This is a genomic window from Candidatus Omnitrophota bacterium (assembly GCA_026387175.1).
Classification (GTDB): Bacteria; Omnitrophota; Gorgyraeia; order 2-01-FULL-45-10; family 2-01-FULL-45-10; genus CAIMPC01.
The window spans coordinates 26892-43293 of the sequence record JAPLME010000011.1 but is presented as its reverse complement, the minus strand read 5'-3'; the positions used below and the strand labels follow the sequence as shown (position 1 = coordinate 43293).

Sequence of the window (16402 nt, the reverse complement as noted above, 5' to 3'; positions counted from 1 at the left end):
AGGCGGTGGGGTTAAAACAGAAATCCGTCCCTAAGGAAAACTCTTTTCAGGCAATAGAACGCTTCTTTCCACATATAGTACGTGACGGATTCCCAGAACGGCGGGAAGACTTTTCTGACTTCATAATCAACATAGTCACCGTACACCCTGACCACTACATAATGTAAAAATCCTCCCTCCGATTCCGGTATCTGCGTGAGCATACCGGCGCCGCCGGATGTTACATAGCGCACTCCCCCGAAAACACTCTCTCTGAACATATGTTCGTGTCCGGAGAATACGATATCCACCCCGTATTTCTGGCAAAGTTTCATTATCCTGTATGACCAGGGGCCCAGTTCGGGCCTGAACCATGATTGCTGATAAAGGGAGATGGGCGACTTATGCATGAATATAAACTTGTGTTTGTAAGCGGAGGCCTTGGCCAGCTCTTCATCGAGCCATTCAAATTGTTTCTGAGAAATATCCGTGATCTTATTATCCAGTATAATAAAGTATGAGTTTCGATCGACAAATGAGAAATCAGCGCTTCCTATGTGTTTATTGAACCTGCGCCAGCCACCATTCTGGTAGTCATGATTGCCCATCACGCTTACCACCGGCCACTTTAGCATCGAGCGCAGGCGGTCGTACATAATGTAATCGGACTCTTTTCCCTTCGAGAACGTGACATCGCCCATGTTAGCCGCGAAATCTATCGGCAGCTTCTTAAAGCGATCCTCTCTGTTCATGGTCCGTATGAGTTTAAGGAAAGCGCTGTCATCGAATATGAAGCCCGCGTGATTATCCCCGAAGACGATGAAACCGAAATATTCCCCCTTGTTCTTCTTCAGCTTTTCGGCAATTTCCGCGTTAGTAGGCTGGCGGACGTCTTTTTTCAGGTATAACGATACCATCGGAGTGAGCGAATAAAGAGATATCGCTATAATAGTGATCACCAGGATTTGGAAGGCGCGTTTCATTTTATTGATTTTACACGCCATTTTCACATTTTTCAACAATATTCGCCTCCGTTCCCCTTATAGCGAGTTTTATGATATACTTTAGATGTGAGGATACCGTAAGGAGGATATATGAATATATTTAATATATTGAAAAAAAGTGTCTTTATAATAGCTTTAGCCCTGCTTTTATGCGCAGGCATCGGGGCTGGAAACGGTGTATGCGGGGATGAGAGTGACGAGGCTAAAATCCTGACAAAAGAAGAACAGGTAAGCAGCACGGCTGAAAGCGTAAAGAACTTCCGCTGCCCGGTTTCAGACGATGATATCGATAAGGCCAACTGCATCAAAATCGAATATAAGGGCAAGATCTACAATCTGTGCTGTGACGCGTGCGCAAAGCATTTCATAAAACACCCGGAAAAATTCTCGCAGATAGCTACGTCACCGCGGTAAAAACGGCCAAGGGGACACTTCCCCTATTGGCACAGGACCCGGTCCTTATATCGCTTATATCGAAACGGTTTATATTGAGATCTTGGTCACAAGGAGGGACGCTTTTATAGCGGATAATTCTTTGTCTTTAAGACCGATACGGAGTTTCACCGCTCTCAATAACTGCGCGGAGCTATTCAGGTCGTGCAGGAAAGTGATGACCTGTTCCATGCTGCCTTCCACTTCCACCTCGATAGCGTACTCTTTGTAAAAATCGGCCCGCTTCGGAGCCTGCGGCTTTATATCGACCAGGCTGACGCTGGATGAACGCGCCAGGCCCTCTATCTCCCCGAGTATATTTGCCACATCTTCTTCGTCCGAGACGGAGCTCTTCTTCACATAATTTTTATACTTCTTATACTCTCTTTCGATGATATCCTTATTATTCATATTACGCAGGTCGCGGCTCAATTTTTTCTCGCTGAATTTTATCTCCTGGTCTATACGCTGGATCCTGTTGCCTATGGGGCTTATGACGAGCCTGTCGATGAGCATAAGCGCTATGACTACGATGGCCGCCATCAGCCCTATCTTTTCCTTCTTCGATAATTTATAAAAAAATTCCATATTGATCATGTTCGGTTCCCGTTATTTTTGATAAGTGCAGGATATCTCAAACTCCGCGAATTCGGTATCCTTATCTTTCTTGGTCGTCGTGTATGTGGTCTTGACATTCTCGAGCATATCCGATTCTTCGAGCTTCTTGACATATTTAAATACGTCCGACATCGCGAGGCCCCCGCCCTTCAGAACCACCGTCTGTTTTTCGTCTATATTTATATCCGTAAGATATATCTCTTTAGGGGTGATCTTGTATATCTCATTTATCACCTCTATCGAAGAACCGCGGGAATCCAGGCGTTTCTCCACCAGGCTGATCACCGCCCGCATCTTTTCGATATCATCCGCGTCCGCGCCTATCTTTGTCGCCATGCGTTTCAGCTTCGATAGATACGCGTTCTTATTATAAATATCCGTCAGGCACAGGAACGACAGCATTGTAACGATCGATGCTATCAATATCCCCATTACGGTAAGCTGTTTCCTCTTCGTGTCCATCAGATGCTGGACCTTCTGCTCGCCGGTCGTGAGATCGATCTGCGGCTCCTTGTCGGTCATCGACACCCCGAGAAGCTGGGTCAGCGAAACGTACCTGAAATTCTCGGCCCGCAAAGCTTCGATGCTATTTCTCGCGCGGATATCGCTAAGCTGGTCTATGCCCTCAATGGGGAGCCCGATGCCGGCGCTCAAGACAATATCCAGCCCTTTTATATTCGCTCCCGCGCCGCTCAAAAACATCTTTACTATCTTTACGTTCTTTTCCTCGCTCTGGTGCCGTTCGAAGGACCGTTTCAATTCCTCCGCAAACTTATCCCGCCACTCGTCCGAGTCCTGCATGAGGTGATTTGCGCCTATGAATATGTTTCTGGTAAAGACCATCTTCCCTCTGCGTATAACTATGAAATCCGAATAGTTGGAATCTATATCCACCACTACCACACCTTGAGAATCATCCAGTTTTAAGCGCGGCATGTGAATGGTGGTAAACCAGTTGAAAACTCCCTCGGAAGATATGGCGACCCTCTTTATGTCCAGGCCGGCCTTTACAAGCGTATCCGTGCGTTCGTTGATGATATTGCGCGCCGCTATGACCAGCATAACCTTGGCATATCCGGCGGCGCCGATCTCTATTATCTTATGCGACGACACTATCTCTTCCTTCGAATAGGGCGTCTGTTTACCCACCTGCAGATTGATCATATCATTTATCTCTTTGGGATCCGTGGCGGGCAGGTCCAGCATGCGCACGGTGACCAGATGGCGCGGGATATAGGCTACCACATGCTGCCTGTCAAGCTTGAGGTCCTTGAAGATATCGTCTATGGCGAGCGCTACTCCGCCTTTGATCTCAGCCAGCTTGGTGAGGCTGATCTGGTAGATGAACTCGTTACCCCTGGCGGGGCTCTTCTGGGATATCTTCAGCCAGTCGTTCCCTATCTCCACCGCGACGGCGCCGGCCTTAAAATCAAATTTCATGAATTTCATATTTCGCGGAAAGCGCGGTATCTTTATATTATTTATGAAACTTTTTATGCCGCCGATCATTCTTCTCTCCAGTACTTTATTATCTTATCATTTCTGTCGTACACGAACGTTATCGTCTCCGATCGCCCCGAGCTCCCGAGCGAACCCTTAACGGTGCCTCTGAAATTATCGGATTTCACGCCGAGCATCGCCGAGGCGCTGATGAGGCTGGCGCCGCCATCACTGGCGCCCGCCTTGTTCAACACACCCGCTATCGCCGAAACATTCGTAAAGACATTGTCCGGAATCTCTCCCTCTTTTTTTGAATTTCGTCCGGAACGGAAGCTTACTATGCTTTCGGAGGCCTCCTTAGTTAAGCCGAGGACCTCCAGCACCCGCGCGTCCGCGGTATTGACATTAACTGTGCCATTGCCGTATATCGTAATAATATCCTTCACCTTATCGAAACTTTCCCGCGTCACTCCCGCTACAAGGAGAAGCTCTTCTATGGCCTCAAAAGGGCCATTTTTGCAATGATAGGGATCGCCGAGCGACTGGTAATAGTCGTCTTCCTTACCGTCCTTATGAAGCGAGTCGTCCTTGTCGACCCAATCCAGTATACAATCCGCTATACCGTCTGCTTCCTTCGACTCAACCCCGGCCATCTTCTCAAATAAATTCTTCAGGACGTCATGCGGGGCCTTATTTATATTGATCTTGCTCTCCTCGTCTATAAGGCCGTACTGCGGCTTGGATTCGCCCGCCTGGGCGGCGCTGGTCCCCTTGCCGGCGGAGGGGCCCGGCGGCTCCGGCCTTATAACGCTGAACTTACCGCCGCCAAAGGACACATTATTGAAAGCCGCGTCGTTGTTGCCCCATGAGTCATACAGGCTATCGTACGTTTCGGTTTCATCGTTCTCGACCTCGAAGATCGCCCTCTGGACCCCGGCGCGCGCGATATAATACATCCTGGTATTGGCCGATAACCTGCTTGAAAACTCCATCTGCGGCCGGACATATGAATTTATGGCCACGGCAAGCATCGCCATAAAGAACAGGCTCCACAGGACCACGATAAGGACGCTCCCTCTTCTATTTCTTCTCACTCGCCGCCCCTGTCGCGTTCGCCGTTTTAGACTTTGCCTTTATCTTCGCGAGGTTCAATGATACGGCCGTCGGCAAAAATACGGCCCTGTTCAGCGTAATAGTCCTGCCGTTCTCCTTATAGCTTATTTCAATCTTGACCCCCAGAGGGATGTTCTCTTCTCTGTCTTTAAGGAGCACGTCGCCGGTCGCGACCCCCTCCTCTTTCTTCTTCTTTATCTTTTCGGTCTTATCCCATGAACTCGCCCAGTTGTAAGATTCCGATTCCGGATCGTAGGTATAATATTTGAAATTCACATCCTCTATCTCCGCCAAGGGCAGAATGTCGCCTGGCGGGGAACTTTCTTTTTTGACGGCATAAGAATATCTTTTCACTTCTCTGGAGAGGGCCCTTTTCCTCATCCTATCGTCGAGATAGTACGAGATCGAGCCCAGCGACTCCTCGGGCAAGCCCTTATCGTTGAATGCCCTTATGAGGCCGGGAAAGGCCATCTTCCTGGAGCTGCCGATGAAGTCTATGCCGGTGTAACAGAATGTGTCTCTCAGGTCCCTCTCCATCTTCTCCATCGCGACGAGCACATCCGTTTTGGCCGCGGTCTGGCCCTCTATCCTGTAAAAAATATTCATCCCGCCGGAAAAAGTCGAGACTATGGTTAATCCTATTATCGCCAGTATGCCCGCCGCCAGCATCATCTCCACCAGCGTAAAGCCTTTGGCCCCGTCAGCGCGCGGCACTGCTGTTCTCCATGTACGTTATCACGCTTACTTTATTCGACGGGCTCCGTTCGTGGTTCACGACGGTAAGCTTGACCTCGTTTAAGGAATAGACCTCTTTTTCCGGCTTCTTCTCCCCCGATGCGGGCGTTTCTTTCGGTTTCTTTATCTCGAGGCCGGCATCCTTCACTTCTTCGCTCCATTCCCATTTATCCGACTGCGTCGTGTCCATCTTTATACCGGATGAAGAGTTTAACTCGCCGGATGACTCGCCCGGCGACGTCCCCTTTCCGGTGATAGCCTTCTCCTCGATAAGGCCCATGACTGACTTCAATAGGCAACCCGCGTCTATATTATACTGCGCCCTTTCGATGGCGCTTACCGATGTAGAATAGGCCCGAAGGACGCTGACCGTCCCTACGGCTAAAATGGAGATGGCCATCAGCGTTTCGAGAAGCGTGAACCCGCGTCTTGAGCCGGATACCCTATTTCCAATTCTTGATATCATCATCCGTTTCTTCCAAGCCGTCTTTGCCTACCGAATAGAGATCATAGGTCGTTTTATTATGACTGCCCGGGCATTTATATTTATAAGGGTTGCCCCAGGGATCCGCAGGTATGGTTTCAAGATATGGGCCGTTCCAGTTGCTGGGAACGGGCGCGGAGGATGGAGAAGAGGCCAGGGCGGCCAGGCCCTGCTCCGTGGTGGGGAAATTCCCGTTATCAAGCTCGTATAACTTCAGCGCCATCGATATGTTTGAACCGATATCCGCTTTCGCGACGGCTTTTTTAGCCTGTTCCGTACGTCCGCTTAAGCGCGGCACGACCATCGACGCCAGCGCCACTATTATTACCACGACTATCATAAGTTCAATAAGGGTGAAGCCTTTTTTTCTTCCCGTCATCTTATTCTCCTCCGTAGTACTTTATCCATCCTTTTTCCAGTTCGTTTATATTCCGTATTGAATCGGTATAAGCGAATGACAGCGCCTCGTCTATGCTCTTTCCATCGCGCAGACTCCGGCAGAATTGCGCGAATCTCGTCGGGCCGTACTTCTCTATAAGATAGCCTACCAGCGTGACCGCCTGGGCGTAAAGTTTGGCGGAGAGAGCAAAATCATTCTCGCTGCTCGAATTGAAGCGCATCAATTCGGTCAGGGGTATGAATTCTTTTTTGGCGACAAGGCTCCTGACCATATAAATCGCCCGCTGGCGCTTGTTGGTCTCCTCCCACTGAGCAATGCCCTCATCCAGCCACAGAGGGACCTCCCCTTTAAACCCTACAAAATCCCTGAATATGAGATGGCCCAGCTCGTGAGGCAGTAATATGTCAAAGAATCCCTGGCTCCATCTGTAGCTTATTATCGTCCGTTCATTATATATCGCGGTCCCGTAAATCCATGGCTTCTTACCGGTGGCCTTTAAAAAATCTTCCCGGTTTTTGTAAATATATATCTTCGCCCTGTTATCCCATTGCCAGAAATTATCATATCTTGAATAACCCAGGTCCGAGGCTATCTTCTCGTAATATTTCTCGGCCTGCGTCAGCGTCTCCTGCGCGAAGGCTGGATCCTCGATATAAAATATCTCGAAATGCTCACCCTTTAACTCCTGCCAATTCTCGGCCCGCGCCCCCGGGCACAGGAGGAGAAGGAATAGACATACCTTCAGCGCCAAGCTCATCCGCCCATCCCCCCCATATTCAATATAGGAAGGAGCATCGCGAATACGATGAAGCCGACAAATCCCCCGACGATCAGTATCAGCAGGGGCTCTATCATCGATGTCATGACCTTTATGGTCTGTTCCACTTCCTTTTCATATGAGGCGGCTATCTCGGCGAGCGATTCCTCCAGTCTCCCGCCTTCCTCGCCTACCGCTATCATATTTATCGTGAACTCCGGGAACACTCCTGTGCGCCTGAAACTTTCCGATATCGTGCAGCCCTGGTTAACGATAACCGCGGATGCTTGCGCCAGTTGCGTCTTCAGCGCCTGATTATCCAGCGTCTTAGCCGCGAGATCGAGGCTCTCATAGACGGGTATGCCGTTTTTAAGCAGGAGCCCCAGCGACCTGGCAAATCGCGCTATCTCGGATGTCTTTATAAATTTATTGATAAAAGGCACGCGCAGGCAGAACATGTCGAGCATAAACTTCTTCCTACTTCCGGGTTTATTTCTGAAGATTACCGCGATCACGAAAACGATGCCTATTACAAATACATACCAGTAACTGGACATAAATTTGCTGGTCGCGATCAATAGCTTCGTAGGCAGCGGCAGCTCCTGTTTCATATTCTCGAATAATTTCAGCAGCTTGGGCAGAAAATACGTGAACATCATAAATATCGTCCCTATACCGACCGCGACAACGACCATCGGATAGGCAAGGGCCGACTGTATCTTGCGCTTCATCTCCTGCTCTTTCTCGCGGTATTCCGCCAGCTTATACAGCACTTCGTCGAGAGAACCGCTCTTCTCTCCGGCCTTTATCATATTTACGGTAAGGTTATTAAAGAGATTAGGGTATTTGCTCATCGCCGCGGAGAGCAGCTCTCCCTGCTTTATCTTGAGCTCCAGGTCGCCGGCCACCGCCTTAAGCGACTTATTCTTAGTCTGCCGCGCTATCAGGGATAAGGCGCGCAGGAGAGGAATGCTCGATTTTATCAGGCTGGCCAGCTGCCACATGAAGGTGTCCATATCATGCGCGCCGACTTTCACTGAAGAGAGGCCCTGTTCTTTATTAGCGGCGACTGGCGGAGCTTCCGGCTTGGCGCGCTCAGGCGCCCTTGGCGTCGCCGACGGCGGTCTTAATTCAACCACCTTGATGGGAAAGAACCCCATAGCCTCTATCATGACGACGGCCTTATCCTCAGATTCGGCCTCTATCTCGCTTTTTACTATTTCGGTCGGGCCTTTTTTTGCGGTATAACTGTATATCGGCATCAGTAGATTTTTGTTATCCTTCCAGCTGTGTCACTCTCAATACCTCTTCCGGCGTGGTTACGCCCGCCACCACCTTGTCCCATCCATCCTGCTTTAAGGTATGCATCCCGAGCTGCGTGGCTTTATCTTTTATGATATGCGCCGGCGATTTAGTTAAAATAAGGTCCTTGATCTCATCCTTTATCAATAAGATCTCATATATGGCCGCCCTGCCTACGTAACCGGTGCCGCCGCAGGCCTTGCAGCCTTTACCTCTATATACAACAGTGTTGTGATTCGAGTCGAATCCCTCGATCTTCAACTGATCGTTTTTAAAACCCAGCTCTGCCAGCGTCACTTTCTCCTTGCAAGCAGCGCATATGACCCTGACGAGCCTCTGCGCGATAAAAGCTATAACGGAAGAGGCCACCAGATACGGCTCTATGCCTATATCAACTAAACGGGTCACGCCGCTTGCCGCGTCGTTTGTATGGAGCGTGGAGAATACCAGGTGCCCCGTGAGGGCCGTCTGGATAGTGATCTCGGCGGTCTCCAGGTCCCTGACCTCTCCGACCATCATCACGTCCGGGTCGTGCCTCAGCATGCTCCTGAGCATCTTGGCGAATGTAAGGTCTATCTTCGCGTTGACCTGCGTCTGCGAGATGCCGCCCAATTCATATTCGATCGGGTCCTCGATGGTAAGGATCTTTCTTTCCCGCGAGTTCAGCTTGCTGAGACAGGCGTACAGGGTGGTGGTCTTGCCGCTGCCCGTCGGGCCCGTGACAAAGATTATGCCGTGCGATTTTTTCAGCAGCTGCTCGATGATGCTCCTGTCGTTATGGGACATACCCAGATCCGCGATATTGAAAAGCATCGTGGTGGGCAGGACCCTTATGACTATATTCTCGCCGTAGAGCGTCGGCATTATCGACACGCGCAGCTCATATTCGCTCTTTCCTATCTTCACCTTCGCGCGGCCGTCCTGAGGCAGCCTGCGTTCGACGATATCGAGGCCCGACATGACCTTTATCCTGGAGACGATCGCCGGATGGAGATATTTTATCTTCTCGCTGACCGGCGTATCATACAGTATGCCGTCTATCCTGTAACGCAGGACCAGTTCACCCCTGAAATGTTCAAAATGTATATCCGTCGCCCTGTCCGTTATGGCTTCCTGCAATATCTGGTTCACCAGCTTTATCACCGAAGCCGATTCCGCCAGTTTTTCGAGGTCCTCTACTTTTTCTTCTCCCGCGGTGGATGTCTCTCCGGCGGGACGCACATCATCGGATAATATACGGTCTATCGTCTCCGCTCCTACCCCGTAATATTTCTTTATCGCCTCCATTATATCCGCGGACGTAGCCAGGACCTTCTCCACTTTGAACCCGAGGTGCGTCTCCAGGTCGTCGATCGGCCACATATCGAACGGATTGGATATGGCGGCCGTAAGGATATTGCCGTCGAGGCTTATCGGCATTATCTTATAGTGCCAGACAAATTTGGCGGGCACATTCTTCAGGACCTTATCATCAATATCTTTCATCTTCAGCTCGACGAACGGGATACCCTGCTGTTTCGCCAGGATCTGAAGCATATCTCTCTCCGCAACGAAACCCATCCTGATCAATATCTGCCCCAGGGCCTCCTTCGTCCTCTGCTGCTCCGCAAGAGCGGTATTGAGTTCCTCCTGCGTTATTATTCCCTTCTCGACTAAAATATCTCCCAATCGTAACGCCATTGTTCGTCTCCTGTTTCAGCTTTCAGCTTTTTCTGAAAGCTACTTCAGCGCGTCGGCTATTTTGCCTATGAAATAAAACCTGTGATCCGGAACATTGTCCAATTTACCGCTCACTATCTTCTCGCACCCCTCCAGTGTATCCTCCAGAGGCACATATTCGCCTTTTTTCCCTGTGTAGCTTTCTGCCACGGAAAAAGGCTGCGTCATAAAATTTTCCAGCTTCTTGGCCCTGTCATACAGCGTCCTGTCGGTCTTCGAAAGCTCCTCTATACCCACCACGGGCACGATCTTCTTCAACTCTTTATATTTGGTGAATATCTTCATGATCTCCTGCGTTATATTGAAATGTTCCCGCCCTACGATCGAAGAATCGAGATTGCTGCAGGACGAAAGCAGCGGGTCTATCGAAGGATGGAGCCTCAGCTGGCTCCTCTCTCTGGACAGGACTATGATGGAATTGAGATAACTGAATATCGTTACTACCGCCGGATCCGTCAGGTCATCCGCGGGAACGTACACCGTTTCTATGGCGGTGATGGAGCCGCCCTCCATCGAGCGTATCCTCTCCTGGAAAGCGCTGACCTCCGACGCCAGCGTTGGCTGATAGCCGGTCTCGGACGGCACCCGCCCCAGAAGGGTGGATATCTCGGCGCCCGCCTGGACAAACCTGTACACGTTATCTATGAAGAAGAGCACGTCGTTATTCTGCTCCTGCAGATATTCCGCCAGCGTTACACCCGTAAACGCTATGCCGAATTTCGCGCCCGGCGGCTCGTTCATCTGTCCGAAAGCGAACATGATCTTGTTCAGCATATTCTGTTTTTCAAATTCCAGATACAGCTCATTTCCTTCCCTTATTCTTTCTCCCGCTCCGGTGAATACGCAGACGCCTTTGTGTTTTGTTATGACGTTATGTATGAGCTCCAGCATAAGGACCGTTTTGCCCAATCCGGCGCCGCCTATCACACCGGTCTTTGAACCCTTGACCATAGGAAAAAGGAGATCTATCATTTTAATGCCTGTCTCTAAAATCTGCGGCTCCTGGCTCATAAGCCTGACAGGGTTAATATATGTCCTGGATATATCTTTTTCGCTTAAGCGAGTCTCCTTCGAGTCTATATTTCCCTTGTTATCGATCGGCTCTCCGGTGACATTGATGATACGGCCGAATAGGCCTGGACCTATGGGAACCTGCAATGGCGTGCCTGTGGATTCGACTTCCGAATTACGCCTGAGGTTAAGTGTGGAACTGAACGATATGCACCTGGCAATGTTATTCTCAAGATGCTCGGCCACCGCGAGAAGGATCGTCCTGCCGTCGAAGGCGCTGACCTTGACGATCTCATTGATGGCCGGAAGGTCCTCCAGGGTCTTGAATACCACATCCACCACAGGCCCCTGGGCCGCTACCACGATTCCTTTTGTTTTATTATTGTTCTTCATAATTTATACTTTAAGATTCAGCGCTGCGGATACCTCTTTGGCCTTCCGCTTTATGATAATCTGCGAGGAAAATAGTTCTCTGGTATTTTTGTCTATGACTTCATGATAAGCGTGAAAATACTGGGCTCTGAGCCGTTTCTGTTTTTCGGCGAGCTCCTGGCCGCTCCGCTCGAGGTGGGCGCCTCTCGCGGCGAACTCTGAAAGCTTGCTGTCTTCGAGAAGCTCCATCAGTTTTTGTTCGATAAATTCCTCGGCGAGGTATTCTATTATGCCCTCCGCCGGCGATTCTACTATCACCTGCTGATCGTATCCCGGGCCTTGCGCCTGCGGCGAAAAGAAGGCAGTGAGGGGAAGAAGCTCCACGGCTTCCACTTTCTGGATCATGAATGAGATCGGGTTAGGATAGTAAACGGACACCCTGCCGAAACGGTCTTCAGCGATGCCTCGCATGATATAATTCTTCAGCTCCACGGCGACGGTATGTCTCGCTTCGGCGTCGGCGGCGTTTTTAAACGCGGTAAATTTTCTTCCCATATCTTTCAGATACCTTACCCCCGACTCTCCTACTACGATAATCTCAGCGGATTCGGGGCCTCCTTTCATGATCGCGGCGTCCACGACCTGAAAATTCAGGTCCCCCATAAAGCCCTCGTCGGAGGTTATCGATACGATCGCCCTCTTCTCTGTCTTTGGGTTTATTAACTTGTGCGGGGCCTGCCTGATATCCACCATCTGAAAAAAACCGTTCAAAAGCTGGGTGAACCGGATAAACCTGCTCCTCTTCTTCTGAAGGGACCGGAATTGAGAAATCGCTATATTCTTCATCACTTCGAGAAGGCCCATGAATTCGGTATTGAAGAGGAGGTCCTCTTTTATCTCCCGCGCCTTCATTCCGCGGCCTCGGCTGCGGAGATGGGCGCGGTTTCACCCTCGGATGCCCACAACTTATGGTTAAAATTCATTATACATTTTTTAATAGCTTCCCTGTCCTCGGCCGTCATCTCGGCGCCTTTTTCCATGTTCTCAACCACTGCCGGAATATCCTGCCTGGCGAAAGCTAATATATTTTTTTTGAAATAGTCGCACTTTTCGTTCGACAGGATATCGAGCGCCCCGGTCTCAAGCGCGAAATACAGGATAAGCTGCTCCGCCAGAGATGACGGGCTGTTCTTATCCTGCATGAAGATCCTTTCGATCTTCTCGCCGTGCTTCAGGCGGCCGGTCATATCTTCGGAGATACCCGACTTCAATCTCGTGGTCTTCAGAAGCTCCCTGTACTGGACATATTTTAAACTGAGGTTCTTCGTCAATTCCCTTAAGGTCTTCGACTGTACCCTGCTGCCGATACGCGAGACGGAGAGCCCTATGTCTATCGCGGGCTTGAACCCCTCTCCGAATAACGCGGAGTTAAGGTATATCTGCCCGTCCGTCATTGAGATCAGGTTCGTCGGTATAAACCCGGAGATATCGCCCTGCAGGGTATCCGCTATCGAGAGGAATGTCATGGAGCCGCCGCCGTTATGTGACGACAGGCGGGCGCCTCTCTCCATAAGCTGAGCGTGCAGGTAAAATATATCTCCCGGATAAGCCTCTCTGCCGGGCGGCCTTTCCAGGAGAAGGGACAACTCTCTGTATGCCCACGCATGTTTGGTAAGGTCATCAAAAACGATAAGGACATTCTTGCCCGCGTACATGAAGTATTCGCCCAACGCCGCGGCGGCGTAGGGGGCGAGATACTGCTCTCCGATAGAAGAAGAAGCGAGAGCCGCCACAACTATCATATAATCGAGGGCGTCCTTCTCTTTAAAAGTGCCTACGACCTTTTCAAACGAGGCGTAGTCACGGCCCACACAGCAATATATGCATATGACATCTTTACCCTTCTGGTTCAATATAGCGTCGACGGCTATCGATGTCTTACCCGTCATTCTATCGCCTATGATAAGCTGTCTTTGTCCTTTACCTATGGGTATGGTGGCATCGACTATCCTTATCCCGGTGACCAGCATTTCATTGACAGGCTCTCTATCGAGGACCGCCGGCGCGTCCCTGAATATATAGGCAAAAGAATCCTCCTTGACGTATCCCTTCCCGTCCAGGCCCTCGCATAGCGGGTTTACGATACGGCCCAAAAAATTATTTCCCACCGGTATCTTAAAGGACTCTTCCCTGGAATAGACTTCATTGCCGGCTTTTAATGTCTTCGAAATTCCTAAAAGCAGCACCAGGACTTCGTTTTCATTGAAACCCATCACAAAACCTTTAGTGCCGTCTGTAAACGTCACCAGCTGACCCAGCATGCAGTTGTGAAGGCCTTCTATCGTGACGATAGATTTCTTGATCTCCTTTATGCGCCCGATCTCCCCTATGGATACAGATTCAGTCTTCATTATAGCGGTTTGCCTTACCTCCCAAATAACTGGAACAATACCAGAAGAGCGATCACCGCGATGGCTTCGGCAAATACCAGGGAAACTATCATCGCGCTTAATATCTTCGGAGCGGATGACGGGTTCCTTCCCAAAGCGTTTATCGAGGCAAAGCCTATGGCCGCGATGACCGCTGAGGGCCCGAGTATCGTAACGAACATCACCAGAATTATTATAAGATTTCGCATATCAGCGCCTCTCTAAAATTCCAACTCCCTCTCGACCTGTTTAAGCCTGTTATTCAGGCTCCCGTCTATTAAAATGGTGCCCAGCTTGATAAGGACGCCCGCTACAAGCTGGCTGTCTTCTGTTTCATATAAAGGGATCTGGTATCCGAGGCTATCGTGTATAAGAGACTCCACCACGAGCTTATCGTTTTTCGATAAAGGATACGCCGAAACGATCTCCCCCTTCTCGATTTTGGACTTAAAGGCCGTCTTCTCGGTATTCCTTATCTTATCTATCACATCCCTGACTAATTCCTTATGCATCATCTCCTGGACCTCCGGAGAAAGGACTTCCTTAAAAACCCGCGAGGCAAGGAGAGGCGCCTTCTTACGCATCTCTTCGCCGATCTCTTCGCGGATCTTCTCTTTGGCATTGAAAGCGGATTTCACTATCTGCTCGGCATCCTCTTTGGCCTTGCTCAATATCTTCTTCTTTAATTCCTCGATCTCTTCTTCCGCTTTAATACGGAATGCCCGCGTCTTCTGTTCCGCTTCGGCGATCTTTTCGCTGTAAGCATCCTGCGCTTCGTCGATCTTTTGCTGCAGCTCTCTCTGCTTCACCGCGGTCTCTTCCTTGATCTTCCGCAAGCGGAGCATCTCTTTGGCGGATTCGGAATATAACAATTTCCTCAACACAAAGACGATAGCGATGAAGGTCACTATCTGGACTACGACTAGTTGGAATACCATTTATGACTCCTTGTTACAGCTATCAGTTTTTTGCTGAAAGCTGCTCTAATCTGACTCTACTATCGCCACCAGCTCATCGCCGGACATCCTGACCGCGCCGCTGGTTACCGGTATCTCTATATCCCAGTTAATCACAATATTTCCCTGACGCAAAAGGCTCACGATCGCCTTATGCATCTCCAGAATTTCAAACTCACCGGTAGCCCCGGGCAAAAAAACGCTCCAGGCCTCACCATCGAACAATACTTTATTGGGAGTTACGATTGTGGCTTTAAACATTACAGCCTTTATTATTTCTTCCCCGCCCTCTTCAGTTGAATATACCATACCGCGAAGAAAAATGCGGCAATAATTCCTATGAAACCGATTATTACAAAAATTACCTTCCAGGTGGTGGCAACCGTAGGGGCCTGCCCCCTGAAGATGGATTTAGCTATCAGGTCCAACCCTTTATAGCCCTTGGCCCTTCTTGCCAGCGGCCCTCCTCCGCCTTCTTCCGGCCACTTCACCGTAACGCCGGCAGTCACACCTCTCTGGCTGACAAGCTTTTCCAGTTCGGCTATCATCTTTTTAACGTCCCGCAGTAACTTTACATTATCGCGGTAATAGGCTATATGTTCCATGGCCGAAACCTTGGCGGCTTGAGTCCTGACTATATCGTCAATATTGGCGCTGACCTTATCCGCGGAGACCTGCGCTTGCTTTAAATAGTCGGTGCCCTGGAGAAGCAGCATTATATTATCGGTATGCGACCTGAGCGCTTCCAATTCTGTATCTGATATATTCCATATGTCTCTTATCTTTACTACATACTCCTTGGACTGCTCCGGGCCCAGCTCCAAATCGTCCTGGTAAAGGTAAAAGCATTGTTTATCAAAATCGTAGGCCATATTAAGGCCGTTTCTGTCCATTATATATCTGGGGCTTATTTCGGCCGGCAGGGAATATCTTACCGGCGTGATCTGTTTTGTTTTTGTCGATGGGTTAACCGCCTTTATTTTTAATTCGATAATATCTTTGTCGCTCGAGAGAGATTCCCCCCTTAAAGGAATCGCGAGGGTGGTAGGTATCTGGACCCTGTCCTCTACGACGCCGCCCGCGTCAAGGACCAGGTTTTCGAGCATGCCTATATTTTCTTTGACCTCGCTCAGGACCACCTCATTCTCATAGTACTGGTTTATACGCTCCCGCGTATTCGCGCCGGCCGTTTTCTCTTCCGTGATCATGGTGTCCAGCTGTTTGATAATATTTTTAGAGAGTTCGGCGCCGGCTTTGAAATGCTTTGTATCCTTCAGCCTTTTCACCAACATATCCGTGTGGCTCTTTAAATTATCCAGGTCTTTTTCCGGGATGCCCCAGACATCGCGGATCGCTATCTCGAGGACCTTCCTCTCCGACGCTTCGAGCGTCACGGTGCCGGCAAGGTAATAATTGCCCTTGTCAAAATCATATTTCATCTCCAGCTTGCCTATATCGATAACCTGTTCCGGGCCGATACCCTTAGGAAGGTCGTACCTTATGGGTGAGGTCTGTCTATCTGTCGGGGATGGGTTGACAATGGCTATCTTCAGCTTAACATCCGCGTAACCCGCGCTTGAGATGAAAATAAGCAGCAATAATATGCCTATGATTTTCATTCTTCGTCTTGTCATATATAAATCCTCGTTTT

The 16402-nt window shown here is 49.7% G+C and carries 18 protein-coding genes; 1 reads left to right on the top strand and 17 read right to left on the bottom strand.

From position 1 onward, the window contains the following. Positions 1 to 11: 11 nt before the first annotated feature. Complete coding sequence (locus tag NTY76_06415; GenBank protein MCX5678724.1) at positions 12 to 989, bottom strand: metallophosphoesterase; 978 nt, start codon at positions 987 to 989, stop codon at positions 12 to 14. Between the two features lie 84 nt (positions 990 to 1073). Here NTY76_06415 and NTY76_06410 point away from each other — a divergent pair, with 84 nt between their 5' ends. Further along, positions 1074 to 1397: a hypothetical protein gene (locus NTY76_06410; protein ID MCX5678723.1), complete on the top strand. Its 324-nt coding sequence runs from the start codon at positions 1074 to 1076 to the stop codon at positions 1395 to 1397. Between the two features lie 69 nt (positions 1398 to 1466). Here the strand turns inward: NTY76_06410 and pilO are convergent, their stop codons facing one another. From pilO to NTY76_06330, 16 genes are read right to left on the bottom strand one after another with little or no spacing between them, the layout of a single operon-like run. After that, entirely contained in the window at positions 1467 to 2012 is a 546-nt protein-coding gene (pilO, locus tag NTY76_06405; GenBank protein MCX5678722.1) for a type 4a pilus biogenesis protein PilO, read from the bottom strand. 12 nt (positions 2013 to 2024) lie between these two features. Further along, on the bottom strand, positions 2025 to 3542 hold the full coding sequence (gene pilM, locus NTY76_06400; GenBank protein ID MCX5678721.1) for a pilus assembly protein PilM: 1518 nt from the start codon (positions 3540 to 3542) through the stop codon (positions 2025 to 2027). Further along, positions 3539 to 4567, bottom strand: a complete 1029-nt coding sequence (locus tag NTY76_06395) for a type II secretion system protein GspK (GenBank protein ID MCX5678720.1) — start codon at positions 4565 to 4567, stop codon at positions 3539 to 3541. The genes pilM and NTY76_06395 overlap by 4 nt, the downstream gene beginning before the upstream one ends. After that, positions 4554 to 5300, bottom strand: a complete 747-nt coding sequence (locus NTY76_06390; GenBank protein MCX5678719.1) for a type II secretion system protein — start codon at positions 5298 to 5300, stop codon at positions 4554 to 4556. Before NTY76_06390 ends, NTY76_06395 begins: the two co-directional genes overlap by 14 nt. Continuing rightward, entirely contained in the window at positions 5287 to 5790 is a 504-nt protein-coding gene (locus NTY76_06385; protein ID MCX5678718.1) for a prepilin-type N-terminal cleavage/methylation domain-containing protein, read from the bottom strand. Before NTY76_06385 ends, NTY76_06390 begins: the two co-directional genes overlap by 14 nt. Beyond that, a complete protein-coding gene (gspG, locus tag NTY76_06380; protein MCX5678717.1) occupies positions 5765 to 6184 on the bottom strand; it encodes a type II secretion system major pseudopilin GspG in 420 nt (139 codons plus the stop codon). The genes NTY76_06385 and gspG overlap by 26 nt, the downstream gene beginning before the upstream one ends. Position 6185: 1 nt before the next feature. Next, entirely contained in the window at positions 6186 to 6962 is a 777-nt protein-coding gene (locus NTY76_06375; GenBank protein MCX5678716.1) for a peptidase MA family metallohydrolase, read from the bottom strand. Then, positions 6959 to 8224 (bottom strand): type II secretion system F family protein, encoded by a 1266-nt coding sequence (locus NTY76_06370; protein MCX5678715.1) that lies wholly within the window; start codon positions 8222 to 8224, stop codon positions 6959 to 6961. Before NTY76_06370 ends, NTY76_06375 begins: the two co-directional genes overlap by 4 nt. Before the next feature lie 13 nt (positions 8225 to 8237). After that, positions 8238 to 9944: an ATPase, T2SS/T4P/T4SS family gene (locus tag NTY76_06365; GenBank protein MCX5678714.1), complete on the bottom strand. Its 1707-nt coding sequence runs from the start codon at positions 9942 to 9944 to the stop codon at positions 8238 to 8240. Positions 9945 to 9983: 39 nt separating this feature from the next. Next, positions 9984 to 11387, bottom strand: coding sequence for a F0F1 ATP synthase subunit beta (gene atpD / locus NTY76_06360; GenBank protein MCX5678713.1), 1404 nt, complete (start codon positions 11385 to 11387; stop codon positions 9984 to 9986). Positions 11388 to 11390: 3 nt separating this feature from the next. Continuing rightward, positions 11391 to 12278: a F0F1 ATP synthase subunit gamma gene (locus NTY76_06355; GenBank protein ID MCX5678712.1), complete on the bottom strand. Its 888-nt coding sequence runs from the start codon at positions 12276 to 12278 to the stop codon at positions 11391 to 11393. Continuing rightward, positions 12275 to 13777: a F0F1 ATP synthase subunit alpha gene (locus NTY76_06350; protein ID MCX5678711.1), complete on the bottom strand. Its 1503-nt coding sequence runs from the start codon at positions 13775 to 13777 to the stop codon at positions 12275 to 12277. The genes NTY76_06355 and NTY76_06350 overlap by 4 nt, the downstream gene beginning before the upstream one ends. A 14-nt stretch (positions 13778 to 13791) precedes the next feature. Continuing rightward, entirely contained in the window at positions 13792 to 14004 is a 213-nt protein-coding gene (locus NTY76_06345; GenBank protein MCX5678710.1) for an ATP synthase F0 subunit C, read from the bottom strand. A 12-nt stretch (positions 14005 to 14016) separates the two neighbouring features. After that, complete coding sequence (locus NTY76_06340) at positions 14017 to 14733, bottom strand: F0F1 ATP synthase subunit delta (GenBank protein ID MCX5678709.1); 717 nt, start codon at positions 14731 to 14733, stop codon at positions 14017 to 14019. A 45-nt stretch (positions 14734 to 14778) separates the two neighbouring features. Then, a complete protein-coding gene (locus NTY76_06335; GenBank protein MCX5678708.1) occupies positions 14779 to 15012 on the bottom strand; it encodes a hypothetical protein in 234 nt (77 codons plus the stop codon). A gap of 11 nt (positions 15013 to 15023) precedes the next feature. After that, on the bottom strand, positions 15024 to 16385 hold the full coding sequence (locus tag NTY76_06330; protein ID MCX5678707.1) for a hypothetical protein: 1362 nt from the start codon (positions 16383 to 16385) through the stop codon (positions 15024 to 15026). Positions 16386 to 16402: the final 17 nt, after the last annotated feature.

Bases quoted from the DNA above. Each gene is read 5' to 3' on its own strand.
- NTY76_06335 (MCX5678708.1), bottom strand. From the start codon at position 15,012: ATGTTTAAAGCCACAATCGTAACTCCCAATAAAGTATTGTTCGATGGT.
- NTY76_06385 (MCX5678718.1), bottom strand. From the start codon at position 5,790: ATGATGATATCAAGAATTGGAAATAGGGTATCCGGCTCAAGACGCGGG.
- gspG (MCX5678717.1), bottom strand. From the start codon at position 6,184: ATGACGGGAAGAAAAAAAGGCTTCACCCTTATTGAACTTATGATAGTC.
- NTY76_06350 (MCX5678711.1), bottom strand. From the start codon at position 13,777: ATGAAGACTGAATCTGTATCCATAGGGGAGATCGGGCGCATAAAGGAG.
- NTY76_06365 (MCX5678714.1), bottom strand. From the start codon at position 9,944: ATGGCGTTACGATTGGGAGATATTTTAGTCGAGAAGGGAATAATAACG.
- pilM (MCX5678721.1), bottom strand. From the start codon at position 3,542: ATGATCGGCGGCATAAAAAGTTTCATAAATAATATAAAGATACCGCGC.
- NTY76_06410 (MCX5678723.1), top strand. From the start codon at position 1,074: ATGAATATATTTAATATATTGAAAAAAAGTGTCTTTATAATAGCTTTA.
- NTY76_06370 (MCX5678715.1), bottom strand. From the start codon at position 8,224: ATGCCGATATACAGTTATACCGCAAAAAAAGGCCCGACCGAAATAGTA.
- NTY76_06355 (MCX5678712.1), bottom strand. From the start codon at position 12,278: ATGAAGGCGCGGGAGATAAAAGAGGACCTCCTCTTCAATACCGAATTC.
- NTY76_06375 (MCX5678716.1), bottom strand. From the start codon at position 6,962: ATGAGCTTGGCGCTGAAGGTATGTCTATTCCTTCTCCTCCTGTGCCCG.
- pilO (MCX5678722.1), bottom strand. From the start codon at position 2,012: ATGATCAATATGGAATTTTTTTATAAATTATCGAAGAAGGAAAAGATA.
- atpD (MCX5678713.1), bottom strand. From the start codon at position 11,387: ATGAAGAACAATAATAAAACAAAAGGAATCGTGGTAGCGGCCCAGGGG.
- NTY76_06345 (MCX5678710.1), bottom strand. From the start codon at position 14,004: ATGCGAAATCTTATAATAATTCTGGTGATGTTCGTTACGATACTCGGG.
- NTY76_06340 (MCX5678709.1), bottom strand. From the start codon at position 14,733: ATGGTATTCCAACTAGTCGTAGTCCAGATAGTGACCTTCATCGCTATC.
- NTY76_06330 (MCX5678707.1), bottom strand. From the start codon at position 16,385: ATGACAAGACGAAGAATGAAAATCATAGGCATATTATTGCTGCTTATT.